Raw genomic sequence first — 23,186 nt, 5'->3', positions numbered from 1 at the left:
ACTCGCGCTTTTTAGCGTTAGATCAAACAATGGGCGGCATAGGCCGGAATAGATTGATGCAAGAGCAATATAATCCCTCAGAAATTGAAGCCCTAGTGCAAAAGCACTGGGAAGACAAAAAAACCTTCGAAGTTACAGAAGATGAAAACAAAGAGAAATTTTACTGTCTCTCAATGTTCCCTTATCCATCTGGTCGACTTCACATGGGACACGTCCGTAACTACACCATAGGTGATGTTGTTGCTCGTTACCATCGTTTGCAAGGTAAAAATGTATTACAACCTATCGGTTGGGACTCATTCGGCCTACCTGCTGAAAATGCGGCAATCAACAACAAGACTGCCCCAGCACCGTGGACATACGAAAATATCGACTACATGAAAAACCAGCTTAAATTATTGGGTTTTGGTTATGATTGGAGTCGTGAAATTGCGACTTGTACTCCTGAGTACTACCAGTGGGAGCAATGGTTCTTCACCAAGCTATACGAAAAAGGCTTAGTCTATAAAAAGACTGCGTCAGTAAACTGGTGTCCAAACGATGAAACCGTACTCGCCAATGAACAAGTACAAGACGGCTGCTGCTGGCGCTGTGACACTGAAGTGGTTCAAAAAGAAATCCCTCAGTGGTTCATCAAAATTACCGATTACGCTGAAGAGCTATTAAATGATATTGATCAGCTAGACGAATGGCCTGAACAGGTTAAGTCAATGCAGCGTAACTGGATTGGCCGCAGTGAAGGTATCGAAATGACCTTTAATGTTGCTAACAGTGACGAGACGTTCGATATCTACACAACGCGTCCTGATACCGTTATGGGTGTGACGTATGTTGCGATTGCAAGCGGTCACCCGCTAGCAGAAAAAGCCGCGCTGAATAACCCAGAGTTAGCTGCATTCATTGAAGAATGTAAAAACGTTGATACCACTGAAGCTGCTATGGCTGCAATGGAGAAAAAAGGCGTTGCAACGGGTCTTAATGCCATTCACCCATTAACGGGTAAAGAAGTCCCAATTTGGGTCGGAAACTTTGTATTAATGAACTATGGTACAGGCGCTGTTATGTCTGTTCCTGCTCATGATCAACGTGATTACGAATTTGCTAAAAAGTATGGTTTAGCCATTGAAGCTGTAATAAAGCCAGTTGATGGTGAGCTAGATATTAGTGAAGAAGCCTTCACTGAAAAAGGCGTACTATTTAATTCAGCTGAGTTCGACGGTCTTGAATTCCAAGCCGCTTTTGATGCGATTGATGCAAAACTTGCCGCAGAAGGTAAAGGTAAGCGTCAAGTCAACTTCCGTCTACGTGACTGGGGTGTTTCTCGTCAACGCTACTGGGGCGCACCAATTCCAATGGTGACCCTTGAAGACGGTACTGTCATGCCAACGCCAGAAGAGCAACTCCCCGTTGTCTTACCTGAAGATGTGGTAATGGATGGTATTCAAAGCCCAATTAAAGCAGACAAAGAATGGGCTAAGACAGAAGTTAACGGCCAGCCAGCACTACGTGAAACAGATACCTTCGATACCTTTATGGAATCATCTTGGTACTACGCACGTTACTGTAGCCCGCATGCCGATCAAATGCTTGACCCTGCTAAAGCGAACTACTGGTTACCAGTGGATCAATACATTGGTGGTATCGAACATGCGTGTATGCACTTACTTTACTTCCGTTTCTTCCACAAATTACTTCGCGATATCGGATTAGTGGATTCGAACGAGCCAGCAAAACGTCTATTAACTCAAGGTATGGTACTTGCTGATGCGTACTACTACACCAATGAGAAAGGCGCTCGAGTTTGGGTTTCACCAGCTGATGTAACAGTTCAAGAAACTGACGATAAAGGCCGTGTAGTTAAGGCTGTCGACAAAGAAGGCCATGAGCTGGTTTACACCGGTATGAGCAAAATGTCGAAGTCTAAGAATAACGGTATTGACCCACAAGAAATGGTTGATAAATACGGTGCTGACACCGTACGTTTATTCATGATGTTTGCTGCACCACCTGAGCTAACGCTTGAATGGCAAGAATCAAGTGTTGAAGGTGCACATCGCTTTATTAAGCGTTTATGGAAAACGGCACACGATCATGTTGCTCAAGGTGACGTTGTTGTTCTTGACCCTAAAGCGCTTGATAACAATCAAAAAGCACTTCGTCGTGAACTGCATAAGACCATCGCCAAAGTCAGTGATGACATCGAGCGTCGTCAAATGTTCAACACTGCTATTGCCGCTATCATGGAGCTAATGAACAAATTGCAAAAAGCACCGTCTGCCAACGAGCAAGACCGTGCACTTATGCAAGAAGCATTAACTGCAGTAACGCGTTTGCTTTACCCTATCATTCCACATACAAGCTTTAGCTTATGGACTGCATTAGGTAACCAAACTGATATTGAAGATAGCTTATGGCCAACAGTTGATGAGTCAGCACTGGTTGAAGACAGCAAACTTATTATCGTTCAAGTGAATGGTAAACTGCGCGCTAAAATCACCGTTGCTGCAGATGCATCAAAAGAAGAAGTTGAAGCGTTAGGCTTAGCGGATGAAAACGTACAAAAGTTCACTGACGGTGTCACCGTGCGTAAAGTGATTTACGTACCAGGTAAACTGCTGAACATTGTTGCAAAATAATCATTTTCAACAATTAACGCTGTTCACTACAGTGAAATAATGCATTTTCTGACAGTAAGGTTGCTATTGATTAGCAACCTTACTTATTTCCCTGTAATCTATTATTCAACTTTGCTTTAGCAAAATATCCACTCCAACGTTTAAAAGGATGCCAATAACAGTGATGCTAATACAACGCATTAGCTTGGCAATAATCGCACTGGTTATCTTAACCACTGCAGGTTGCGGCTTTAAATTACAACGCAGTTATTCTATTCCAGCTGAGCTTGAAGAATTACATTTAAGCACCAGCGATCAATACAGTGAGCTATCAAGACTGGTAAGCGACAGATTACGTATTCATGCAGTCTCAACAGTACCTGCATCAGATACAACGCCAACACTAAGGTTAATTAACGACTCATTAGAGCGAGCGACATTATCGTTATACCCAACAGGTAACGTTGCCGAATACGAATTGATTTATTTAGTGAATTATTCCGTCACTTTGCCACAATCTGAACCACAAATTTTCCATGCTGAAGTACGACGCGATTACCAAGACGATCCTCGTACAGCTCTCGCTAAAAGTCGCGAGATGGATATGTTGGTCAAAGAAATGCGTATTCAAGCAGCTGACAACATTATTCAAACGTTGGCCTCAATCGAGGTGAATTGATGCGGGTTTACCCAGATCAAATAAGCCAGCATTTAAAAAATCCGCAAGGTTGCTACCTGTTATTTGGCGATGACCCATGGCTCATCGAAAATTGCAAAGGACAGATTTTAGCAGCAGCGAAAAAGCATGGCTTTGATGAACGTGTTCACTTAACTCAAGAAACAGGTTTCAGCTGGAATGATTTGATTCAGGAATGGCAATCCATGAGTTTATTTGCCAGTCGACGGATCATTGAATTAACCCTGCCACAAGCTAAACCCGGCACAGAAGGCTCTGCTGCATTAATTTCAATGATGCAAAGCCCTAATCCAGACATTATTTTACTTATTCACGGACCAAAGCTGTCCGCTGAAACTAAAAGTAAATGGTTTAAGACCCTCGATGCATCTGGCATTTATTTACCTTGTACCACCCCAGAAGGGAAGCAATTTCAGCGCTGGCTAGATAACCGAATCCATCATTATCATTTGCAAGTGCAAATGGATGCCAAAGCCATGCTGTTTAATTTGTTTGAAGGTAACTTATTAGCAGCAGAGCAAGCACTACAGCTACTGCAATTACTCAGTCCGGAACAACCGATTCATAGTGATCATTTAACTGATTATTTTGAAGATCAATCTCGCTTTACCGTATTTCAGCTTACGGATGCCCTATTAGGTAACCATCAAAAGCACGCACAGCACATGCTGGTGCAATTAAATGGTGAAGGCACCGCCATGCCAATTTTAATGTGGGCACTGTTTAAAGAACTTAATGTACTGCTTAGTTTAAAAACGGCGGTCGAAGAAGGCGCACAGCTTAATAGTCTTTGGCAGCAGCACCGTATATGGGATAAACGCAAACCGCTTTATCAAGCAGCATTAACTCGCTTAACCCTAAGCCAAATCGAACACATGCTTGCCTTTGCTTCAAAAATGGAAATGAATCTCAAACAACAGGGTATTGAAGATTGGACCGCTATGAGTCATTTATGTTTGCTATTTGATCCAAATGCACATCGCCGCCTTGCCCATATTGAGCTACAGACATGAAAATAGGATTACTAGGCGGCACTTTTGACCCAATTCATTTAGGTCACATCAAGCCCGCATTGGAAGTCTTGCATCAGCTAAATCTCGATAAAATTTGGTTAATGCCAAATCATATACCGCCCCACAAACAATCAACGACAGTCAACAGTCAACATCGTCTTGCAATGACTCAAGCTGTCTGTGAGCTATATGATGAGTTTGCACTTTGTGATATTGAAATTAATCGTGACACGCCATCATATTCGGTAGCAACGTTAGCATTACTTAAACAGCAATATCCCCAGCATCAGTTTTACTTCATTATGGGAACCGACTCGTTTATCCAATTACCCACTTGGTATCGCTGGCAATCATTATTCGACTTATGCCATATCGTCGTATGTCAGCGACCAGGCTGGCAGTTAACAGCTGAACATCCAATGGCAAGCGTATTAGCAGATAACCAACTCGTCAGTACCAGTGCATTGACAGGAAAAATCTACCCTATCGAAGTACAGCCGCAAGATATCTCCTCGACACAAATACGCCAATTGCTGAGCAATTTAACAGTCGAAGAACGCCAAGACTCAAACAATGCACAGCTAAATGCATTACTCCCTGGGGTCATTCAGCAATACATTTGCCAACATAGTCTGTATCAAGCTAATTAAGCTGTTCATTTGCACGCCAGTTCAATTGCGCTAACAGGGGTATTTTGCGTATAATGCCCCGTTGTTTTAACAGATCGAGGTAAGTGACGTGCAGAGCACGGAATTAAAAGATTTTGTTGTCGATAAGATCGATGACCTAAAAGCCAAAGACGTTGTGGTATTAGACGTGGCAAACCAATCGCACATTACTGATTTTATGGTAATTTGTTCTGGTACATCAAAAACACATGTTCGTGCAATCGCAGAGAATATGATCGTCGAAGCTAAAACTGCAGGCATGCAACCATTAGGTGTTGAAGGTCGTGACAGCAGCGAATGGGTACTGGTTGATTTAGGTGGCGTAATTTTACACGTGATGCAGCAAGCAACACGCGAATTCTACGACCTAGAAAAACTATGGACTGATAGCGACGCATAATGAAGTTACAACTGATTGCTGTTGGCACTAAGATGCCAGATTGGGTCACCCGCGGATTTGAAGAGTACCAACGTCGCTTTCCTCGCGATATGGCGTTAGAACTGATTGAAATCCCCGCAGGAAAGCGCGGTAAAAATGCTGATATAGCACGCATTCTTCAAAAAGAAGGCGAACTTATGCTAGCAGCAGTGCCCAAAGGCAATCACATTGTAAGCCTAGATTTGCCAGGCAAGAATTGGGAAACGCCTCAACTTGCTCAGCAACTCAGTAAATGGCAACTTGATGGCCGCGATGTCAGCTTATTGATTGGCGGTCCTGAAGGTCTTGCTCCTGACTGTAAAGCAGCAGCAAGCCAAAGTTGGTGTTTATCTGCACTGACTTTACCCCATCCATTAGTTCGAGTTTTGGTGGCAGAAAGCCTTTATCGAGCATGGAGCATAAATAACAACCACCCCTACCACAGAGAATAAACCTAATTGGTAAAGCGCTGGTAAAAGTGAAGTTAATTCAGCTAATATAGCTATTCTGAATTTTTTCTGCCTTACCCCTATCGGAGATAGCTTAAGTGTCGCCAAAAAAGCGCATTGCCATGCACGACCACGCTGCCGAGGCGTCGCTATTCAAACGTCGTGCTTTGTTTACCTTCCTGTGCGTATTTGTCCTAATCAGTATCCTGCTGTCTAATCTATACCAATTGCAGGTTGTCTCTTTCCAAGATTACGAAACACGCTCCAATGATAACCGTATTCGTGTGGTGCCTGTTGCACCTAGTCGTGGTCTTATTTATGACAGACACGGACAGTTACTGGCTGAAAACCAACCTTTTTATACGTTAGAACTGATCCCAGAAAAAGCCCAAGGAATAACTGAGTCGCTGGATAAACTCAATGAGATCATTGCGCTCACCCCAGATGAACGAGAAAGCATCACTGAAAGATTGCGTTACCATCGCCGCTTTAAGCCACTTACAATTAAATCCCGTCTCACTGAAGAACAAGTTGCCACATTTAGTGTTAACCAACACCAATTTCCTGGCTTTAGAGTAGAGGCAGGCCTTAAACGTCATTACCCATATGAAGGCTTAATGACCCATGTATTGGGTTATGTTGGAAAAATTAATGCTCGTGACCGTGCTTCACTTGAAAGCTCAGGACAATGGAAAAACTATGCCGCAACCAATGACATTGGCAAACAAGGCATCGAAAAATTCTACGAAAGCTTATTATTAGGTAAACCTGGCCACTTAGAAGAAGAAGTGAATAACCGTGGTCGAGTGATCCGTACCTTAAAAGTCACCCCGCCGACACCGGGTCAAGATATCTACTTAACATTAGATTTAAAACTGCAGCAAAAAGCCATGGAGTTACTCGATGGTCGCCGTGGCTCTGTTGTCGCTATTGACCCGCAAGATGGTGGTGTTCTCGCCATGGTTTCTAGCCCAACTTACGACCCTAATTTATTCGTACATGGCATTAGTTCTAAAGCCTATAGCGCATTACTTAATGATAAATCTAGGCCTTTGATTAACCGTGCAACACAAGGTCAATATTCACCTGCATCGACGATTAAACCCCATGTCGCACTGCTTGGGCTAGAAGAAAAAACCATTACCGAGAAAACCCGTATTTGGGATCCTGGTTTTTGGCAAATTCCAAATGTTGAGCGTAAGTACCGAGATTGGAAACGTTGGGGTCACGGTTGGGTAGATGTGTATAGTTCAATCATGGATTCCTGCGACACGTTTTTCTATGATCTCGCCTATAAAGTCGGTGTCGATAAAATTGCCCAGTTTATGTCCCAATTTGGTTTTGGCGAATCCACTGGCATCGATATTTACGAAGAGGCCAACGGCATCATGCCTTCAAAAGATTGGAAGCGCATGCGCTATAACCAACCTTGGTATATTGGTGACACTATTTCGGTGGGAATTGGCCAAGGCTACTGGACAACCACGCCATTACAGTTAACGAATGCTGCCACCATATTAGCCAATCATGGACAGCGCTTCACACCTCATTTGTTAAAATCATTTAAAGATGAAACATCAAAAATTGATACACCGATAGATGAGCAAGCCCCAATTGTGCTCGATAATGACAACAACTGGGAAATCATCAATGAAGCAATGCGCCGCACAGCTCACAAATCTCGCTTTACCGATGCTACTTATACCGCAGCAATGAAAACCGGTACGGCGCAAGTATTCAGTGTCGCACAAGATGCCAAATACGATTCTGAAACCGTTGCAGAGCATTTACGAGATAACGCATTAATCATTGCCTATGCCCCTTATGAAAACCCGAAAATAGTCTTAGCAGTTGTACTTGAAAATGCTGGCTGGGGTGGTGTTAATGCAGGGCCAGTTGCCCGTGCTCTATTGGATGAATATATGTTACGTGACGAATGGAAGGTAGAAGAATGAATGCTTCTCACCACCCACATAAAAAAAATATCTGGCAAAAACTTCACATAGATTTGCCACTATTACTGGGCCTATTAGCATTAATGCTATTTGGCTTATTTGTGATTTATTCAGCCAGTGGCGAAGATGCAGCCATGATGGAGCGTCAGTTAGTTCGCTTAACACTGTCGCTAGGCGTAATGTTTGTATTTGCACAAATTAACCCTGAAATCCTCAGGCGGTGGGCTCTGCCCATCTACGTTGCAGGCATAATACTGCTCTTGGGAGTGCACTTTTTTGGCACCATCAATAAAGGCGCACAACGTTGGTTAAACCTCGGTTTTATGGAGTTTCAGCCCTCTGAACTCATCAAATTAGCCTTCCCAATTACGATGGCTTGGTATATCAGTAAGTTTCCATTGCCGCCTAAAAAGCGCCACTTAGCGGGCGGTTTAGTCATACTGTTAATCCCAACCTTATTAATTGCCAAACAACCGGATTTAGGAACGTCGATTCTTGTTGCCGCATCAGGTGTATTTGTCCTGTTTTTATCAGGCATGAGCTGGGTTATTGTCGGCAGTTGTGTCGCAGCAATTTTGGCGCTTCTGCCAATACTGTGGTTCTTTTTAATGCACGATTATCAACGCACACGTGTGATGACCCTATTCGATCCTGAACGTGATCCTCTAGGTGCAGGCTATCATATTATCCAATCCAAAATTGCCATTGGTTCTGGTGGTCTATGGGGTAAAGGCTGGCTACAGGGCTCACAATCACAATTAGAATTCTTACCTGAGCGCCACACTGATTTCATTTTTGCCGTGATAGGCGAAGAGTTTGGTTTGATAGGTAGTTTAATTTTATTAGGCTTGTACTTGTATATCATTGGCCGAGGCCTTGTTATCGCCTCACGAGCACAAACCAGTTTTGCCCGCTTGCTCGCGGGCAGTATTACCCTGACCTTCTTCGTTTATATTTTCGTGAATATTGGCATGGTTTCCGGCATTTTACCTGTAGTGGGCGTACCACTGCCGTTAGTCAGCTATGGCGGAACATCGATGATGACATTGATGATAGGATTTGGCATCTTAATGAGTATTCATACTCATCGACGATTCATAGACCGTTAAGTATTGCGCTGTATATTATGCCTCGAGTCGTATCACAACGGCTCGCATTACAATAAGTCGCTAATAAACATTAAACAATAGGATTGTTAATGCACTTTAAAACAAGACTCGCAGCTGGATTAGCATTGCTACTGAGCTGCACCAGCCTTCAAGCTGAAGATACGGTAAATACGCAAGTGACTGATAGCGCTAAAATGACAGATAGCGCAGAAGTCCTCGCCCTAAAACAAGAATTTATCGCCACCCAAGTCAGTAAAGGGTTTACTGAACAAGAAGTGCAGCAATTTCTTTCCAGTGCTAACCATAATCAAGCTGTATTAGATGCCATTTCAAAACCTTGGGAAGCCAAACCTTGGCATCAATATTACCCCATTTTCTTAACTGATAAGCGATTAGAAAAAGGCCTCGCATTTTGGCAAGAAAATGCTGAGACCATTCAAAAGGCAGCTGAAAAGTTTCAAGTCGACCCACAAATTATCGTGGCCATTATTGGTATTGAAACTTTCTACGGCGGTTACATGGGTAACTATAAGGTTCAAGATGCTTTATATACCTTAGGATTTTATTACCCGCCAAGAGCGACCTTTTTCCGCAGCGAGTTTGGCAACTTGATGTCACTGATCAAAGAAGAACAATTAGATAACGATAATCTAAAAGGCTCTTACGCTGGCGCAATGGGTTATGGTCAATTTATTCCTTCAAGTTATCGCCATTACTCTGTTGACTTCAGTGGCGATGGACGTCGAGATTTACTCAATAGTAAAGAAGACGCCATTGGCAGTGTTGCTAACTACTTTCATCAACACGGATGGAAAAAAGGTGCTCCTGTTACACTCAAATTAAACCACACCAGTGACACTGCGCCTGCTGCAAGTGTTTGGGTTAAGGGTAAGCCAACACAAACCGTTGCAGACATTTTAGCGCCAAGTTTAAGTCTGGCAGAATCTAAAGACATCGATGCATCACAAGCTGCATTATTAATTAAGCTTGAACAACCTGAGATGAACGAGTATTGGTTAGGTTTAAATAATTTTTACGTCATCACTCGTTATAATCGTAGCCCGCTTTATGCTATGGCCGTTTACCAGTTTAGCCAACAGTTAGAAGCAGCTTATCATGCAAAATAACACTCGTTTAAGCCTTGTCATCGTCAGTTTATGTGCTTTGCTCAGTGCGTGTTCAAGCTCAGGTTCAAGCCAAGATGATCGTTATCAAATGAAAAATGACCGGGCTCCGAAAAGTGCACCGGATGTCAGTAAAGTTGAAGATGCCCATCCCAAATATGAGCCCTACAGCCGACAAGGCAATAAGCGAACGTATACCGTGCGTGGTAAGTCATATACTGTATTACCGACAGCAAAAGACTTTAGACAAAGTGGCTATGCCTCTTGGTACGGCTCTAAGTTTCATGGTCATTTAACCTCAAATGGCGAAACCTATGACATGTACTCAATGTCTGCGGCGCACAAGACTTTGCCTTTACCTAGCTATGTTAAAGTGACTAATGAAGCCAATAACAAACAGGTTATCGTTCGAGTCAATGATCGCGGCCCATTTCACGAAGGGCGTATTATTGATTTGTCATATGCTGCGGCCTATAAACTCGACATGCTAGGTAGCGGTACTGCCAAAGTAAGTATTGAAACCATTCATATTGAGTCACCTGAATCTATGGCCCTAGATGAACTAAAAGATGACAGCGTACATATCATTCAAGTTGTGGCCTCTAAAGACCAAGTAAGAATTAACGTATTAGCGAAAGAGTTTGAGCGCAAATACAAGGTGCCTGCAATAGTAGAAAGTGCAAATGGCTTTTACCGCTTACTGCTAGGACCGATAGCGCAAACCTACCTAGCCAATAAGTTATTAACCCAGATAAAACAAGACGGTTACCCACAAAGTTACCTGAGAACACCGACAAAAAAATAAATCGATAATAACCTGTCATTACCGACTGTAAATTAACCCTTGTTAATGAACCTAAATGCCAATTTATGGTCGACTAATGATATAATTATTTTAATTGTGTCGTTTTAGTGTGTAAATCAACTGAAGTAGTTAGCTACTTTATGTTTAACTCGCTGTAATATCATTAAATATTGATTAACGACTCGACTTCTTTCATGACTAACCAGAGATGTGCAAACTCAATGATGAAAATTGTAAACACACCGCTTAAATCTTTGCTGCTGCTTTCCGCTGTATCTTTTTCTTCTCAAGCAGCCAACGCACCTATGGTTATGCCAAATGCGCCAACGGTAGCCGCTAAAGCTTACGTATTAATGGATTACAACTCTGGCCGCATTATTGCTGAAAATAATGCCTATGAGTCACTTAACCCTGCTAGCTTAACCAAAATGATGACCAGCTACGTTATTGGTCATGAAGTTAAAGTTGGCAACATTTCGCTGGATGACGAAGTAACCATCAGTAAAAAAGCATGGTCTAAAAACTTCCCAGATTCGTCGAAAATGTTTATCGAAGTAGGTAAAAAAGTCACTGTTGAAGACCTAAACCGAGGCATTATTATTCAATCGGGTAACGATGCTTGTGTCGCCATGGCTGAGCATATTGCCGGAACAGAAGACGGCTTTGTCGATTTAATGAACTCTTGGTCAAAACAGCTAGGTATGACCCAAAGTTACTTTGAAAACTCACACGGTCTTGATTCTGACAACCACAAAACAACTGCATACGACATGGCATTATTAGGTGCTGCATTAATTCGTGATGTACCAGATGAATACCGTGTTTACTCTGAAAAGTCATTTACCTTTAACGGTATTAAACAGTACAACCGTAATGGCTTGCTATGGGACAACAGCTTAAATGTTGATGGTATTAAAACAGGCCACACTTCTGGCGCTGGATATAACCTAGTCTCTTCTGCAACCAATGACGGCATGCGTTTAATCACTGTTGTGATGGGTACGGGCAGTGAGTCAGCTCGTAAAGCGGAAAGCAAAAAGTTACTTAATTATGGTTTCCGTTTCTTTGAAACGATTACCCCTTATAAAGCGGGTGACACCTTTGTAACTCAAAAAATCTGGTATGGCGATCGTGAAACGGTAGATTTAGGTGTGGTCACTGACACCCCAATTACCATTAATCGTGGCCAAGCTAAAAACTTACAAGCTAACTTCGAGTTAACTAAGCCTTTATCTGCGCCTTTAGCTAAAGGTGAGACGGTTGGCCGTATCTTCTTCCAACTTAACGGAAAAGATATTGCTGAGTTCCCACTTGTTACTCTTAATGAAGTGAACGAAGGCAGCTGGTTTAGTAAACTTATGGATTACTTCAAGCAAATGTTTGAAGGTTGGTTTGGCTAAACCTAGCTAAAAACCATAACCTCGCTTCATATAAATAAAGTCACCTTAGGGTGACTTTATTTTTTACCGCTTTATTTAACCGCATTAGCCTTGTATTACAGTATAATTACCCCATATAGAACACAAAGCACAAAACACAACCGCAGAGAGCACACACATGATAGATACAAACTTTGGCGAATTAATGGAATTCCCGAATTCTTGCCCATTCAAAGTCATTGGCGCAGCAGATGATACGCTAGCCGATCGTGTTGTTGCCGTTGCACAACAGCTTGCTCCAGGCGATTACGCCCCAACAGTAAAATCGTCAAGCAAAGGTACGTACTACGCTATTTCTATTCGTATTACTGTAACGAGCAAAGAGCACATCGAAAAAGTTTATACAGATCTTGCAGCAATTGAAGGCGTTAACCGCGTACTTTAATTGCGTTTAAAACGTGATCAACCTAACACTTTAATGTCTTTTTAGTGTTAGGTGCGTATAATAAGCCATCTTTTTTGAGGGGAGAGGTTGCCCTTGCAAACTCAAGCGTTACATATCAGACATCTTGGACGCCAAGATTACGAATCAGTGTGGCATGCAATGCAAGCCTATACCGATAATCGTGACAGCGACAGCAATGACGAATTATGGATTGTTGAACACTCGCCCGTATTCACCCAAGGCCAAGCAGGCAAAAGCGAGCACATCCTCAACCCTGGTGACATTCCCGTCATACAAGTCGACCGCGGCGGTCAAGTGACTTATCACGGTCCAGGTCAACTGGTTGTATACCCTCTTATCGACATCAAGCGCAGTAAACTAGGCGTACGACAACTGGTCAATAACATCGAACAAAGCATTGTCGATATGTTGGCTATGTATGATGTCAATGCATACGCTAAAGCTGATGCTCCAGGTGTTTACGTTGACGAACGCAAAGTGGCTTCTTTAGGGCTTAGAATTCGTAAAGGCTGCTCTTTTCATGGCCTTGCCCTCAATGTCGATATGGATTTAGCGCCGTTTCAACGCATCAACCCGTGTGGTTATGCTGGGCTTGAAATGGTGCAATGCAAAGCATTAGGCGGCCCTCAAACCGTAACTGAAGCTGGCGAAAAACTGATTCAAACATTAAGCAAAGTATTGGGCTACCAAGAACTTGTACATCATCAAGGATTAGCAGAATAATATGAATAGGCCTGAAAGATTACAACCTGGTGTAAAACTGCGTGATGCCGAAAAAGTCGCACGTATTCCAGTAAAAGTGGTTCCTTCTGAAAAAGAAACCATGTTGCGCAAACCTAATTGGTTACGCGTGAAGCTACCTGCATCGAACCAACGTATTACTGAAATTAAATCAGCACTGCGTAAAAATGGCTTACATTCAGTCTGTGAAGAGGCATCATGCCCAAACCTTGCTGAATGTTTTAACCATGGTACAGCTACATTCATGATCTTAGGTGCCATTTGTACTCGTCGCTGCCCTTTCTGTGACGTTGCCCATGGGCGTCCGCTAAAACCTGATGCAGAAGAGCCTAAAAAGTTAGCGCAAACCATCAAGGATATGAAACTTAAGTATGTGGTTATTACCTCTGTTGACCGTGATGATTTGCGTGATGGCGGCGCACAGCACTTTGCTGATTGTATCCGTGAAATCCGAATTTTAAATCCGCATATCAAAATCGAGATTTTAGTGCCTGATTTCCGTGGTCGTATTGATGCAGCATTAGACATCATTGCCACTGAGCCACCTGATGTGTTTAACCACAACTTAGAAACAGCACCTAAGCATTACCGTAAAGCGCGTCCTGGTGCGAACTATCAATGGTCACTCGATTTATTGAAACGTTTTAAAGAGCGCCACCCTAATGTACCGACTAAATCGGGTTTAATGATGGGACTCGGTGAAACTAACGAAGAAATCGCTCAAGTGCTGCGCGACTTGCGTGCTCATGACGTTGAAATGCTAACATTAGGTCAATATTTACAGCCTTCTAAGTTCCATTTACCTGTTGAACGTTATGTACCGCCAGCTGAATTTGATGCATTAAAAGAGTTAGCAGACGAACTTGGCTTTACTCATGCAGCCTGTGGTCCGTTAGTACGCTCAAGCTACCATGCAGATTTACAAGCTCAAGGTAAAGAAGTGAAGTAAGTAGTTAAAGCTGGTCGATTTAAACAAAAAACGGCGCATCGCGCCGTTTTTTATGAGCCATAAGTTAACCTAACTGGCAAATGACAAGTTTACCCGCAAACCGCAGCTCAATTGCATTAGCTGATTTTATCGCCCTTGTTGAACCATGTTTTTGATTATCTTGGCTTTAACAAAATGGTCGAGCTTATGTGTTTGAATCCACCAAGTTGCGGCTTCCATCAACAACTCAGGGTCATCATTTTTATTAGCAAAAAACGCATAAAATGACACGCCAACATTATCCCCTTTCACCGCAATTTTTTTATCACACACTTCAATGATTTTGGCTCTTAGTGATGCTCTCATATCCACTTAATTCTCATACTCAGTTAATGCTTACAGCCATCGCCGTTGCGTGTTTCAAAAAGCCTAGCGACTTCTTACTCTTATATAATGACGTCAATAATGCTTAGTTAAATCAACCTAACATGATAGGTCATATCAGGCAGCTTCAATCGAGTAATCCATTAATATGGCATCTTCTCGGCCAGTATCACACGGATAATAGCCCTTACGCCTACCAGACTCACTGAATCCTAATTTATGATACAAGCCGATCGCAGCTTGATTTGATTGTCGAACTTCTAGCATCACAACTACCGCGTCATACTGCCTTGCATCAATCATAAGATGGTCAAGTAATTGCTTACCTAACCCTAATCCTTGATAATTTGGCACAATACAAATATCCAGCAAGGTTAGTTCATCAACCATTTGCTGCACTATGGCAAAACCAACTAATATCTGCCCGTCATAAGCGCCATAAACGCGATATAAACGCCCAAAACAGTCTGCTAAGTTTGTAAGGCTCCAAGGGTGACTGTGAGCCTGCTGTTCAATATTAAACATCTCAGGAGCGTTCTCAACCTCCAGTAGACGTATTGTTACCGTTAAAGAAGAAGGTATTTTTTGATATTCAGGTAGCGATGAGTTATCAGACATAAGATGTTGGATTCATATGGTAATGATGAGAATAGAATGACTTACTTTAGGTATTAAAAACCGCTAAAACCTAAGCTGCTTTTGATAAATGTTGATAAATCTGCTGCCACAGTTCACGTTTGGCTTGATGCCCTTGCTGCAGTTCATCTAAAGGGGACGACACTAACCAAGCCACTCGGGGGCGCACTTTTAACTTACGCATATCCCAGACAACCTGCATCCCCTTGACCATTTCGGTATCAAAATCACAATCAGCAAGTGCGATATTCAATAAAGATAGCACCTCTGTAACTAACGGGTGCTGGCTAATATCAGCCCCATTATTATCAGCCTCGCTGTCATAAATGATTAAATATGGTTTTCCTTTCGCATCAGCACTGCGCCAACGAGTTACCCCCATTGCATCTAAATAAGCTGATTTTTCCAAAAGAGTACTCCCTAAGCGAAAGACGACATAAAGGTTGAGATAACGAAACAACTTGATAAGTGACTAGAATAGCAGTTCATTAATCAATTTGTTAACCAAAAATAAAGCGATTAATGCTTTTCAGCACAATCGCTTTATCTATAAACAATGATTAGTTTTAAATTTCTGCCAACTTATAATGATAACCCCTTATATCATCACACCGTCAGCATCTTTTGCGGACTCAACATCGGCATAATTACAAACTCGGTTACGGCCAGTATGCTTGGCAAGGTACATGGCACTATCAGCATTGCTAGTTAACGCCTCTAGGCTGTAATCAGACTGCTGACTATCTGTAACACCAAAACTTGCACTAATTGGGAACTCATACCCGCTTGGCGAGCTGTCTAATGCTGCTATCGCTTTACGGTAATCTTCGGCGATATTCATCGCCATTTCAGCATTACAGTTCGATAAAACAACACAGAACTCTTCGCCGCCTATGCGCGCAAATATATCTTGCTTACGCTTTAAGTCATCACAAGTACTAGCAACATGTTTAAGCACCCAGTCACCGCAACCATGACCATGTTTATCGTTAATACCTTTAAAATTATCTAAATCAAATAGAATACAGCTGATTGTATCTTGATTCTTTTGACAGGCCGTAATCGCCTCTTGCGCAGCAGAGGTAAAATGACCACGGTTGAATATCTGAGTCAGCGAATCATATTGCGCTAAACGCTTTAAACGTTTCTGGGTTTGTTTGGCACGAATCGAGGCTAAACTTAATAAGCTTATAACCATGATCAATAAGGCCATAAACAAGCGATTATTTTCAGTTTCACTTTCAGCAAGGCGCTGGCTAGCTTGTAATAGCTTGTTCTGTTTGTTAAGCAATTCAATTTGGACTTTTTGCTCAACCGCTTTGTGCTGGGCAAGTTGGAAAGCGAGATATTTGGTTTTTAAATCGTCAAAGTAGGACTTTTCAGCTTCTGCAAATTTGATGTAATAACGTAATGCAGACTCATAATCACTGTCATTCACCGATGACTGGAACAATACATTGTAAGCAATGACCTCAGAATCAGTATTTGACATACCTTTTGTTAATTCAATAGCTTGAAGAGCAAATTCTCTTGCTTTCTCATCATCATTTTCAGCTTGATATGTTTTAGCCAATAATGCATAAAAAAGTGATTGAATAGGAATATAGTGAATTCTTTCAATCTCTTCAACATTACTATTCAGGACATTTAGTGCTGATTTAAAATCATTATTTTCAAGCATCAATCTAGCTTTGTATATTTGAATTGCGCTAAGCCAAACAGGTTCGTCACCAATTGAACATGCATCAATTGCAGTTTTGAAGTCAGCCGAGTTTAATTGTAATTTTTTAAGGTAAAATTTTGATTCAACTATTTGGTGTTTAGCAACACAAAGGTTTCTCCCATTTAAAAAAAGATTGTCTAACTTAGTTGCATAATCCAACCCTAGTTCATATTGACCAATTTTATTATAGAAATAAGAAGTGACAGATACTCCTAATTGGCTTAGTTCGGAGTCTGTAATTAAGTGCATTAACTCAATATTCTTTTCTAAATAACCTAACCCTTTGTTCCACTCCTTGGATAATGCCATGGTATTTATCAAGGATATATTTGCTTTAAATTGTATATTTATTGTTTGTCCCGAAACACTTAACTGCTCCCAGATAGTTTGAGCTCCAACAAAGTCACCTCTAAAGGCCATTTGATAAGCAAGAAGATAACTATATTCATCGTTTTGAATACGAGATAAATTACTTTCAAATGTTTTCAATTCTTCCATCAATTTATTGAATTCGTCGGCATCGCTACTTCTGTTTTCTGAAGCTTTTTCTAACAAAAAATCTATACTGCGAATTTCATCACCCCAAGATGGAGTGATGAAAGAAATGAAAATAATTAAAGCGACTATAAATTTAGGCATTTATCTTTAAATAATCGCAGCAATTTCAGTTTTATCTTCACTAGGTTTTTTATCTTCTTCTTTTGTCTCTTCTTCTTCAGCAGGAAATAATACACAAACAACATCAGGGCAAATATCTAATGATTTTTCTAAAGCAACAATATCACGGCTTAACATCGATTTTTTTAGTTCTTCATTTAAGTTTGATTCAGTAATAGCTGTTTCAAACTCGATTGCAGATTCGGTTAAACCTGACTCTTGGCCCATACGTTCTAATAACTTAATAATACTTGACATCTTATCTCCTTAAGATTGCTAAAGTGCCGATTTAACGACGTTTTTAGTTATAATGCAGCAATTCAACTTATGCTAATACACTATTTAATTGCGCGATATCCTACTGCGCTAATTCTTGCTCAATTTCAGCCAAACGTGCTACAAGCTTTTCATTTGGCTGCATTTTTTCACTAGGTGGGATCACTAAAGTCGTGTGCATATGAATCTCAGCAGTGACCAACTCAGAAAGTGACAAAGTTTCAATACGAATGTTATCAATTGGAAGTACGGCAGCCTCGTATAAAATCACTTGGTGATCCAGTGGATAAACTTCACTAAGCAACTCAATTAACACTTGTCGATGCGCTGCACCCGTTGAAAACTTAGCCAACGAGCGATCTCCAGCAAGTCCTATTTGCCACAAAATAAGATAACAAGATGGATCATATTGGCGTTTATAAAACATAAACTGACTTGCTTCAAATTGTTGGCAACCAAAGCGTCCAGGATCAATACCTAAATCTGCGATTAAGCAATCTTCTGCTGAAATACCCGGAATCATCTTTGCGGCAAATCCTTCTGCTTTTGCCATTGCAATTGACTTATGGGGCGCTTGGGCGAATACCCCTGGATGACCATAAAAAGCACCGACCACTTTTTTACCCGCCCTCACTTCAGTCATCATCGCATCAACCATTTCGTTGTAGGTGATTAGGCGCGACTTACCCTCTTGGTAATACTCTTGTAAAGAACGAACATCTGAGTGCATTTCTTGCAACCACAGCTCAGTAATACCATGGGAGACGGCAGAAAAGACGACATCAGCTTGTTCTATGTAGCTTTTACTTAACGGACAAATATGCGCACCTAGCGTCATTCCAATACCAACACAGGCCAAACTTCCAGCCATAAGTCCCCTATTTAATTTAATATCCCAAACCAACTGTAAGATAACAGTTATAGTTTCGTTTTAGAATTGTAAACCAGCTAATTCTTTGACTAAGTATCATAAAGTGAATCAATTACAAAAAATTCTATAGTACGTTTTTGAAATAATGTACTTGTTCATCTGATGACTTAGTGCTCTCAACAAATCCCATAGCTCGTATCACTCTTTGGATCGCATAGTTTCTAGCAGAACAATTAGTATGAAAAATTCTTATTCCTAATTTTTTTAAGCCATAATCCATAACCGCTGCAGTAGCCTCATTTGGATAACCTTTTCCATGAGCGGTTCTTGTTAAAATTAAGCCTGCATCAGCATCTTCTGAGGTATTACCAAAAATAAACAGATTTTGAATTCCAATGACCTCTTGCGTTGCTTTCACCCTTATTACCCAAATTAACTCTTTTGGGTTCGCGCCTTCAATATGTGTAAGTGACCTCTCAAACATCACATTAGATTGCTCTTCTGTTAAAGGTTTAGCTATAAGTTTCATTATTTTAGGATCACAATATAGTCCTGTAAAAAACTCTTTATCTTCAGCTTTTAGCAACCTCATAGACAATCTTTCAGTCTCAAATTCATGCATTTGAAAATCACCTCCAATATTGAATTAGTAATCTTTTTGCTCAGCAAATCGAATTACGCCAGTTTCATGGGCTGAACGGTCAAATATCACGTAATAATCATTAAGTAACGGTAAACCTAATAAACATTGGTTTGGCCAACGTGGAAGTTGACTAACTATTTTAAAACACGCTTTACCTGGGCTTGGCGAATTGAGTTGCCAATAATGTTCTGGTTTACAACTGATAGTAATCGCTTTATCGATAACTTCATTTTCTGAATCAGGGCATTCGTTGGTGATTTCACCATCAAAAGTAAAATGCAGTGTCGGCCAATGGCTTAAATCATCTGGGTGATGGCCAGTCATGTCACGGCCTTTAAATAACTCGCCCATATCAATGCCTTTCTCTTGATAACTGATATCTTTGAATGGCTCGACTAACGTTACAAAGTCACTAGAAACATTGTTAAATCCAGTCATCATGGCTTTGTATAACAAGTCTGTCAGTAAAATACCTGATACGCCCGTATCGATAATGGCATTACTTTTATGGGATGCGACATACTGACTTTGTAATGCTGGAGCCTCTACTTCTGCTTGTTCACCCACTCGCATTGAATACAATTTGACGTTGTAATAGCGATTATGAATCACATCAATGGTTTTGAACTTTCCCTGATACAACTCGGTATGCTCTTTGCCACCGCCTAGAATCAACCAGCCTTTGTTAAGTGGATCTGCTGCGATTTGCTCTTGGGTATACTCTTGTTTAGCAATATGGATGCTCGAGCGTTTTGAATAAAAGCCAAATTTATTGTGCGTTAAGCCATTTTTGTTAAGGCGAGTAAAATAGGGTACGACGGTCTGCTGTGGCTGTTTTTTCAAGAATTTTCTGAAACGCTTTAAATCCTCGCCACTAAAACGCTCTGACTCGTCTGCTTCATCACAGCTCTTTTCATCATTCTCGCAATGGGCTGGGCACACAGAGTTTGGCTCTGAAAAAGGCCATGGAAAGGTCGAGGCGGGTTTAATTTTATGTTTTTCGATGTAGGCTGTTAAATCATAGCTTTTATTAAGCCCATAATACGCCAGCCCTAAAATACCGTCTGCATCGGCGAACGTTTTTTGTTGCTGTAATGAAGGTACAATCGCGACAGGACAATCGTTAAGTGATAAAGGCTGATGCGCTAAGTTTAAATGTGGGACGTGGGTTGAGGTATTTTCATCCAAAGAATCTTGAGCTAATGGGTCGTGCTTGAGACCATCTTCACTCACACTCACCTTGGTATGCACTAATGGGCCATCCCAGCCACCCGCGCCATATATGACCTGTTGTGCAAAAGGACTAGATTGTAGATATTGGTCTTCATGGGGCTGATACACCTGCTTTTTTACAACAAGCGTACTGCTACCGGTATCAACAATTAAATTAGCCAAGCTACCTTCACTGCCAAGGCGCATTTGTACGCAGTAACCACCTTTGGCATACACATTGACTAGGGGTAATTTTACGGTTCTAGGCTGTATTGATTGGGCAGTGAACTTGGCTGTAGATGGTTTTTCAGAGCAATAATCATCAACATTTTCAGGATTAGCTTGATCATCTAAATGTTGCTGCATTTGATTATGATGATGGCAATGGCCTAGTAGGTGTTGATGATGATCATCATCAGAGGCTTGTTGCGCTGCTTGTTGGTTTATTGCTTGTTCTAATGCAACTGTTGCTTCATCTAAAGTCTCAGTATCGCTGTGATCTTGCTTGCTCATGCAGGTGTTGCTTCCTTGCTATTGATACTATTCAATATGCTATCGCTTGTATTTTACTGATTTTCGGTAATTTACAGAGATTATCTAAAAAGAGCCTTTCTGACTCCTTGAACCGTTACTTTAAATTAACATGATGACCTTTGTCACTCATTAGATGGTTATTAGGTTATTTTTAATACACTTAGCTCATTAAGAGTTGTCATCAAATATGAACATAATGACACCTTAACCGATGAGAAAAGCGAGTCTAAGGCTATATAGGGCTGATGTATTAAAGCTTGGCTAAAGTGGGAGTTGGAGTTGGAGTGGGAGTAGAAAATAGGCAAACAGTTAATGTTGTAAAAACCTAAAGGTTCTTTACAACATTAACGTTATGAATCAATAGATAAAATGAAAGGTTAAGCGATATTGGCTTTAATTTGAGTTCTTTCTAATTCAATGAACTCGAAACCACGCTTTAAAAAGAGGAATTCATTTTTTTCTGGGAGCCCATGGATAAGCGCGAGCAGCTCTGCAAAAACGTGATCTAATGCTAAGCGATCTTTGTCTTTTAAATGATTAAAAATAAGCGGGCGAAGCACCATACTAAATGTGCCAATTAAATCAGAAAATCGTTGCTCTTGAATCGCTTTAATATTGGCTTGAACTTCTTCGATACAAAGCGCTGCAAGGATTTCATTTTTATCTCTAAAATTTTGATAACAACATGCGCGAGATAACCCACATGCTCTAGGTACGTCAGACATAGAAAAATTGATTAATCCATGTTCTTGAATAAGGTCTTTTGCTGCATTTAATAAACGTTGTTCTGTTGTCATGATACCCCCATATCATTAATTTTGGCCACATTGTATAACAGCTGAGTTAACACTTGTATAGCAAATGTACGCAGTCACTCAAAAAATACAATGTGAGGGCAATAAAAGCGGTAATTTAAGTAGGTTACGGCATGATATACGATTAGCTCTCTCTGTCACATACATAACAAAGATTAAAAGCGACGGCCATGGGGATCTGCGGTAAAACTCGCATATTGAGAGGATTGTAATTCGGCCTGATAATAATGATGGGCAATGTCATGCTCTTTAGCATGATACATCGCATTATCTGCGGTTTTCATGAGCGTTTTTCTATCTTGAGCATTGTCGGGGTATTTTGAAATACCGATACTGACGCCAACCACTATCATATGACCTGAACAAGGAATATCGACCAATAGTGCTTGCTCTATTTCTTTGGCAACGACAGTGATATTTCGCGCTTCAATATCAGGTACGATAAGGGCAAACTGGTCGCCACCAATGCGGGCTATAACGCCATCACTAGGGACGGTTTGGTTTATCCTGTCTGCTACCACTTGTAGCACTTTATCACCTTCGACATGGCCAAATGTGTTATTGATCATTTTGAAGTTATCAATATCTAACATCATGCAATAAAACGAGTCTGGCTTTCGTGCAATGGCACTATCGAGTTGCTGATAAAACTGCTGCCGATTAGGGAGCCCAGTTAATATATCATGGCTCGCTTGATGGGCTTTTTGTTGCAAAATATCATCCAAATTCTCAATAGTCTGCTTGCTTAAATTGGTCACTAAAAACACAAACCATCCACCAGCTAAAAAAATACCTGCCACAATCACTTCAATAAAATTAACGCGGTCTTGATGTTGCAGCAATAAAGATAAATAACTGAAATAACCAATCACAAACAGCACAATCATCATCAGTAAAGCCAACCAACCTTTACTACTAAATTGCGAGTAAGCACAGATGTCGTAAGCGGGTCGTAAAGACAGTGCTAGACCAACAAGTCCAAGTAATACCATTGTAAGTGCAAAAAAATCCATGTGGACTCCTGTGGGTATCAGTGCTGTTTGTTTTATGCTTAGCCGTTTTGACTGA

General features: G+C 41.1%; 24 protein-coding genes. 14 read left to right on the top strand and 10 right to left on the bottom strand.

Annotated features, from left to right (window positions below; all coding sequences use genetic code 11):
• The first annotated feature begins 56 nt into the window (after positions 1-56).
• The 14 genes from leuS (at position 57) to lipA (ending at position 14,388) form a co-directional block, all read left to right on the top strand.
• Positions 57-2,636, top strand: coding sequence for a leucine--tRNA ligase (gene leuS, locus SJ2017_RS05160; RefSeq protein ID WP_080915093.1), 2,580 nt, complete (start codon positions 57-59; stop codon positions 2,634-2,636).
• A gap of 163 nt (positions 2,637-2,799) precedes the next feature.
• Positions 2,800-3,294 carry an LPS-assembly lipoprotein LptE gene (locus SJ2017_RS05155; protein ID WP_055025763.1) on the top strand — a complete coding sequence of 165 codons (495 nt, stop codon included), beginning with the start codon at positions 2,800-2,802 and terminating at the stop codon, positions 3,292-3,294.
• Positions 3,294-4,325, top strand: a complete 1,032-nt coding sequence (gene holA, locus SJ2017_RS05150; RefSeq protein WP_080915092.1) for a DNA polymerase III subunit delta — start codon at positions 3,294-3,296, stop codon at positions 4,323-4,325. The genes SJ2017_RS05155 and holA overlap by 1 nt, the downstream gene beginning before the upstream one ends.
• Positions 4,322-4,975, top strand: a complete 654-nt coding sequence (nadD, locus tag SJ2017_RS05145) for a nicotinate-nucleotide adenylyltransferase (protein ID WP_080915091.1) — start codon at positions 4,322-4,324, stop codon at positions 4,973-4,975. The genes holA and nadD overlap by 4 nt, the downstream gene beginning before the upstream one ends.
• 88 nt (positions 4,976-5,063) lie before the next feature.
• Positions 5,064-5,393: a ribosome silencing factor gene (rsfS, locus tag SJ2017_RS05140; protein ID WP_055025766.1), complete on the top strand. Its 330-nt coding sequence runs from the start codon at positions 5,064-5,066 to the stop codon at positions 5,391-5,393.
• Positions 5,393-5,863, top strand: a complete 471-nt coding sequence (rlmH, locus tag SJ2017_RS05135) for a 23S rRNA (pseudouridine(1915)-N(3))-methyltransferase RlmH (protein WP_055025767.1) — start codon at positions 5,393-5,395, stop codon at positions 5,861-5,863. Before rsfS ends, rlmH begins: the two co-directional genes overlap by 1 nt.
• Before the next feature lie 95 nt (positions 5,864-5,958).
• A complete protein-coding gene (gene mrdA, locus SJ2017_RS05130; protein ID WP_055025768.1) occupies positions 5,959-7,815 on the top strand; it encodes a penicillin-binding protein 2 in 1,857 nt (618 codons plus the stop codon).
• Positions 7,812-8,924: a rod shape-determining protein RodA gene (gene rodA / locus SJ2017_RS05125; protein WP_055025769.1), complete on the top strand. Its 1,113-nt coding sequence runs from the start codon at positions 7,812-7,814 to the stop codon at positions 8,922-8,924. The genes mrdA and rodA overlap by 4 nt, the downstream gene beginning before the upstream one ends.
• Positions 8,925-9,013: 89 nt before the next feature.
• Positions 9,014-10,051 (top strand): lytic murein transglycosylase B, encoded by a 1,038-nt coding sequence (gene mltB / locus SJ2017_RS05120; RefSeq protein WP_065110015.1) that lies wholly within the window; start codon positions 9,014-9,016, stop codon positions 10,049-10,051.
• Positions 10,041-10,853: a septal ring lytic transglycosylase RlpA family protein gene (locus tag SJ2017_RS05115; RefSeq protein WP_174567604.1), complete on the top strand. Its 813-nt coding sequence runs from the start codon at positions 10,041-10,043 to the stop codon at positions 10,851-10,853. The genes mltB and SJ2017_RS05115 overlap by 11 nt, the downstream gene beginning before the upstream one ends.
• Before the next feature lie 224 nt (positions 10,854-11,077).
• Positions 11,078-12,253: a serine hydrolase gene (locus SJ2017_RS05110; protein ID WP_080917405.1), complete on the top strand. Its 1,176-nt coding sequence runs from the start codon at positions 11,078-11,080 to the stop codon at positions 12,251-12,253.
• A gap of 157 nt (positions 12,254-12,410) precedes the next feature.
• Positions 12,411-12,677 carry a DUF493 family protein YbeD gene (ybeD, locus tag SJ2017_RS05105; protein WP_055025773.1) on the top strand — a complete coding sequence of 89 codons (267 nt, stop codon included), beginning with the start codon at positions 12,411-12,413 and terminating at the stop codon, positions 12,675-12,677.
• Positions 12,678-12,770: 93 nt separating this feature from the next.
• Positions 12,771-13,421, top strand: coding sequence for a lipoyl(octanoyl) transferase LipB (gene lipB / locus SJ2017_RS05100; RefSeq protein WP_065110013.1), 651 nt, complete (start codon positions 12,771-12,773; stop codon positions 13,419-13,421).
• 1 nt (position 13,422) lies between these two features.
• A complete protein-coding gene (gene lipA / locus SJ2017_RS05095; RefSeq protein ID WP_080915089.1) occupies positions 13,423-14,388 on the top strand; it encodes a lipoyl synthase in 966 nt (321 codons plus the stop codon).
• A gap of 126 nt (positions 14,389-14,514) precedes the next feature.
• On the opposite strand, the gene SJ2017_RS05090 is transcribed toward lipA, so the two are convergent.
• The 10 genes from SJ2017_RS05090 to SJ2017_RS05045 form a co-directional block, all read right to left on the bottom strand.
• Positions 14,515-14,733 carry a DUF6500 family protein gene (locus SJ2017_RS05090; protein ID WP_080917403.1) on the bottom strand — a complete coding sequence of 73 codons (219 nt, stop codon included), beginning with the start codon at positions 14,731-14,733 and terminating at the stop codon, positions 14,515-14,517.
• A gap of 135 nt (positions 14,734-14,868) precedes the next feature.
• Positions 14,869-15,369, bottom strand: coding sequence for a ribosomal protein S18-alanine N-acetyltransferase (gene rimI, locus SJ2017_RS05085; protein WP_080915088.1), 501 nt, complete (start codon positions 15,367-15,369; stop codon positions 14,869-14,871).
• Between the two features lie 70 nt (positions 15,370-15,439).
• Positions 15,440-15,796, bottom strand: coding sequence for a DNA polymerase III subunit psi (locus tag SJ2017_RS05080; RefSeq protein ID WP_080915087.1), 357 nt, complete (start codon positions 15,794-15,796; stop codon positions 15,440-15,442).
• 189 nt (positions 15,797-15,985) lie between these two features.
• Positions 15,986-17,749 (bottom strand): tetratricopeptide repeat-containing diguanylate cyclase, encoded by a 1,764-nt coding sequence (locus SJ2017_RS05075; RefSeq protein WP_080915086.1) that lies wholly within the window; start codon positions 17,747-17,749, stop codon positions 15,986-15,988.
• Positions 17,750-17,755: 6 nt separating this feature from the next.
• On the bottom strand, positions 17,756-18,025 hold the full coding sequence (locus SJ2017_RS05070; protein ID WP_080915085.1) for a hypothetical protein: 270 nt from the start codon (positions 18,023-18,025) through the stop codon (positions 17,756-17,758).
• A gap of 100 nt (positions 18,026-18,125) precedes the next feature.
• The gene (locus tag SJ2017_RS05065) at positions 18,126-18,914 is read right to left on the bottom strand and encodes an SAM-dependent methyltransferase (protein ID WP_080915084.1); all 789 of its coding nucleotides are present in this window, start codon (positions 18,912-18,914) and stop codon (positions 18,126-18,128) included.
• Positions 18,915-19,038: 124 nt separating this feature from the next.
• Positions 19,039-19,536 carry a GNAT family N-acetyltransferase gene (locus SJ2017_RS05060; protein ID WP_080915083.1) on the bottom strand — a complete coding sequence of 166 codons (498 nt, stop codon included), beginning with the start codon at positions 19,534-19,536 and terminating at the stop codon, positions 19,039-19,041.
• A 24-nt stretch (positions 19,537-19,560) separates the two neighbouring features.
• The gene (locus SJ2017_RS05055) at positions 19,561-21,282 is read right to left on the bottom strand and encodes a pepsin-like aspartyl protease (RefSeq protein ID WP_080915082.1); all 1,722 of its coding nucleotides are present in this window, start codon (positions 21,280-21,282) and stop codon (positions 19,561-19,563) included.
• Between the two features lie 398 nt (positions 21,283-21,680).
• Entirely contained in the window at positions 21,681-22,100 is a 420-nt protein-coding gene (locus SJ2017_RS05050; RefSeq protein WP_055025782.1) for a TetR/AcrR family transcriptional regulator, read from the bottom strand.
• Positions 22,101-22,273: 173 nt separating this feature from the next.
• Positions 22,274-23,131 (bottom strand): GGDEF domain-containing protein, encoded by an 858-nt coding sequence (locus SJ2017_RS05045; protein WP_080915081.1) that lies wholly within the window; start codon positions 23,129-23,131, stop codon positions 22,274-22,276.
• Between the last annotated feature and the right edge of the window lie 55 nt (positions 23,132-23,186).

This window comes from Shewanella japonica (assembly GCF_002075795.1).
GTDB lineage: Bacteria > Pseudomonadota > Gammaproteobacteria > Enterobacterales > Shewanellaceae > Shewanella > Shewanella japonica.
This window is presented reverse-complemented; position numbering and strand designations above follow the sequence as displayed.

What these genes read in the sequence shown, in the direction of transcription:
- leuS (WP_080915093.1), top strand. Translation starts at nt 57, where the DNA reads ATGCAAGAGCAATATAATCCCTCAGAAATTGAAGCCCTAGTGCAAAAG.
- SJ2017_RS05155 (WP_055025763.1), top strand. Translation starts at nt 2,800, where the DNA reads ATGCTAATACAACGCATTAGCTTGGCAATAATCGCACTGGTTATCTTA.
- holA (WP_080915092.1), top strand. Translation starts at nt 3,294, where the DNA reads ATGCGGGTTTACCCAGATCAAATAAGCCAGCATTTAAAAAATCCGCAA.
- nadD (WP_080915091.1), top strand. Translation starts at nt 4,322, where the DNA reads ATGAAAATAGGATTACTAGGCGGCACTTTTGACCCAATTCATTTAGGT.
- rlmH (WP_055025767.1), top strand. Translation starts at nt 5,393, where the DNA reads ATGAAGTTACAACTGATTGCTGTTGGCACTAAGATGCCAGATTGGGTC.
- rodA (WP_055025769.1), top strand. Translation starts at nt 7,812, where the DNA reads ATGAATGCTTCTCACCACCCACATAAAAAAAATATCTGGCAAAAACTT.
- mltB (WP_065110015.1), top strand. Translation starts at nt 9,014, where the DNA reads ATGCACTTTAAAACAAGACTCGCAGCTGGATTAGCATTGCTACTGAGC.
- SJ2017_RS05115 (WP_174567604.1), top strand. Translation starts at nt 10,041, where the DNA reads ATGCAAAATAACACTCGTTTAAGCCTTGTCATCGTCAGTTTATGTGCT.
- SJ2017_RS05110 (WP_080917405.1), top strand. Translation starts at nt 11,078, where the DNA reads ATGAAAATTGTAAACACACCGCTTAAATCTTTGCTGCTGCTTTCCGCT.
- ybeD (WP_055025773.1), top strand. Translation starts at nt 12,411, where the DNA reads ATGATAGATACAAACTTTGGCGAATTAATGGAATTCCCGAATTCTTGC.
- lipA (WP_080915089.1), top strand. Translation starts at nt 13,423, where the DNA reads ATGAATAGGCCTGAAAGATTACAACCTGGTGTAAAACTGCGTGATGCC.
- SJ2017_RS05090 (WP_080917403.1), bottom strand. Translation starts at nt 14,733, where the DNA reads ATGAGAGCATCACTAAGAGCCAAAATCATTGAAGTGTGTGATAAAAAA.
- rimI (WP_080915088.1), bottom strand. Translation starts at nt 15,369, where the DNA reads ATGTCTGATAACTCATCGCTACCTGAATATCAAAAAATACCTTCTTCT.
- SJ2017_RS05075 (WP_080915086.1), bottom strand. Translation starts at nt 17,749, where the DNA reads ATGCCTAAATTTATAGTCGCTTTAATTATTTTCATTTCTTTCATCACT.
- SJ2017_RS05070 (WP_080915085.1), bottom strand. Translation starts at nt 18,025, where the DNA reads ATGTCAAGTATTATTAAGTTATTAGAACGTATGGGCCAAGAGTCAGGT.
- SJ2017_RS05065 (WP_080915084.1), bottom strand. Translation starts at nt 18,914, where the DNA reads ATGGCTGGAAGTTTGGCCTGTGTTGGTATTGGAATGACGCTAGGTGCG.
- SJ2017_RS05060 (WP_080915083.1), bottom strand. Translation starts at nt 19,536, where the DNA reads ATGCATGAATTTGAGACTGAAAGATTGTCTATGAGGTTGCTAAAAGCT.
- SJ2017_RS05055 (WP_080915082.1), bottom strand. Translation starts at nt 21,282, where the DNA reads ATGAGCAAGCAAGATCACAGCGATACTGAGACTTTAGATGAAGCAACA.
- SJ2017_RS05050 (WP_055025782.1), bottom strand. Translation starts at nt 22,100, where the DNA reads ATGACAACAGAACAACGTTTATTAAATGCAGCAAAAGACCTTATTCAA.
- SJ2017_RS05045 (WP_080915081.1), bottom strand. Translation starts at nt 23,131, where the DNA reads ATGGATTTTTTTGCACTTACAATGGTATTACTTGGACTTGTTGGTCTA.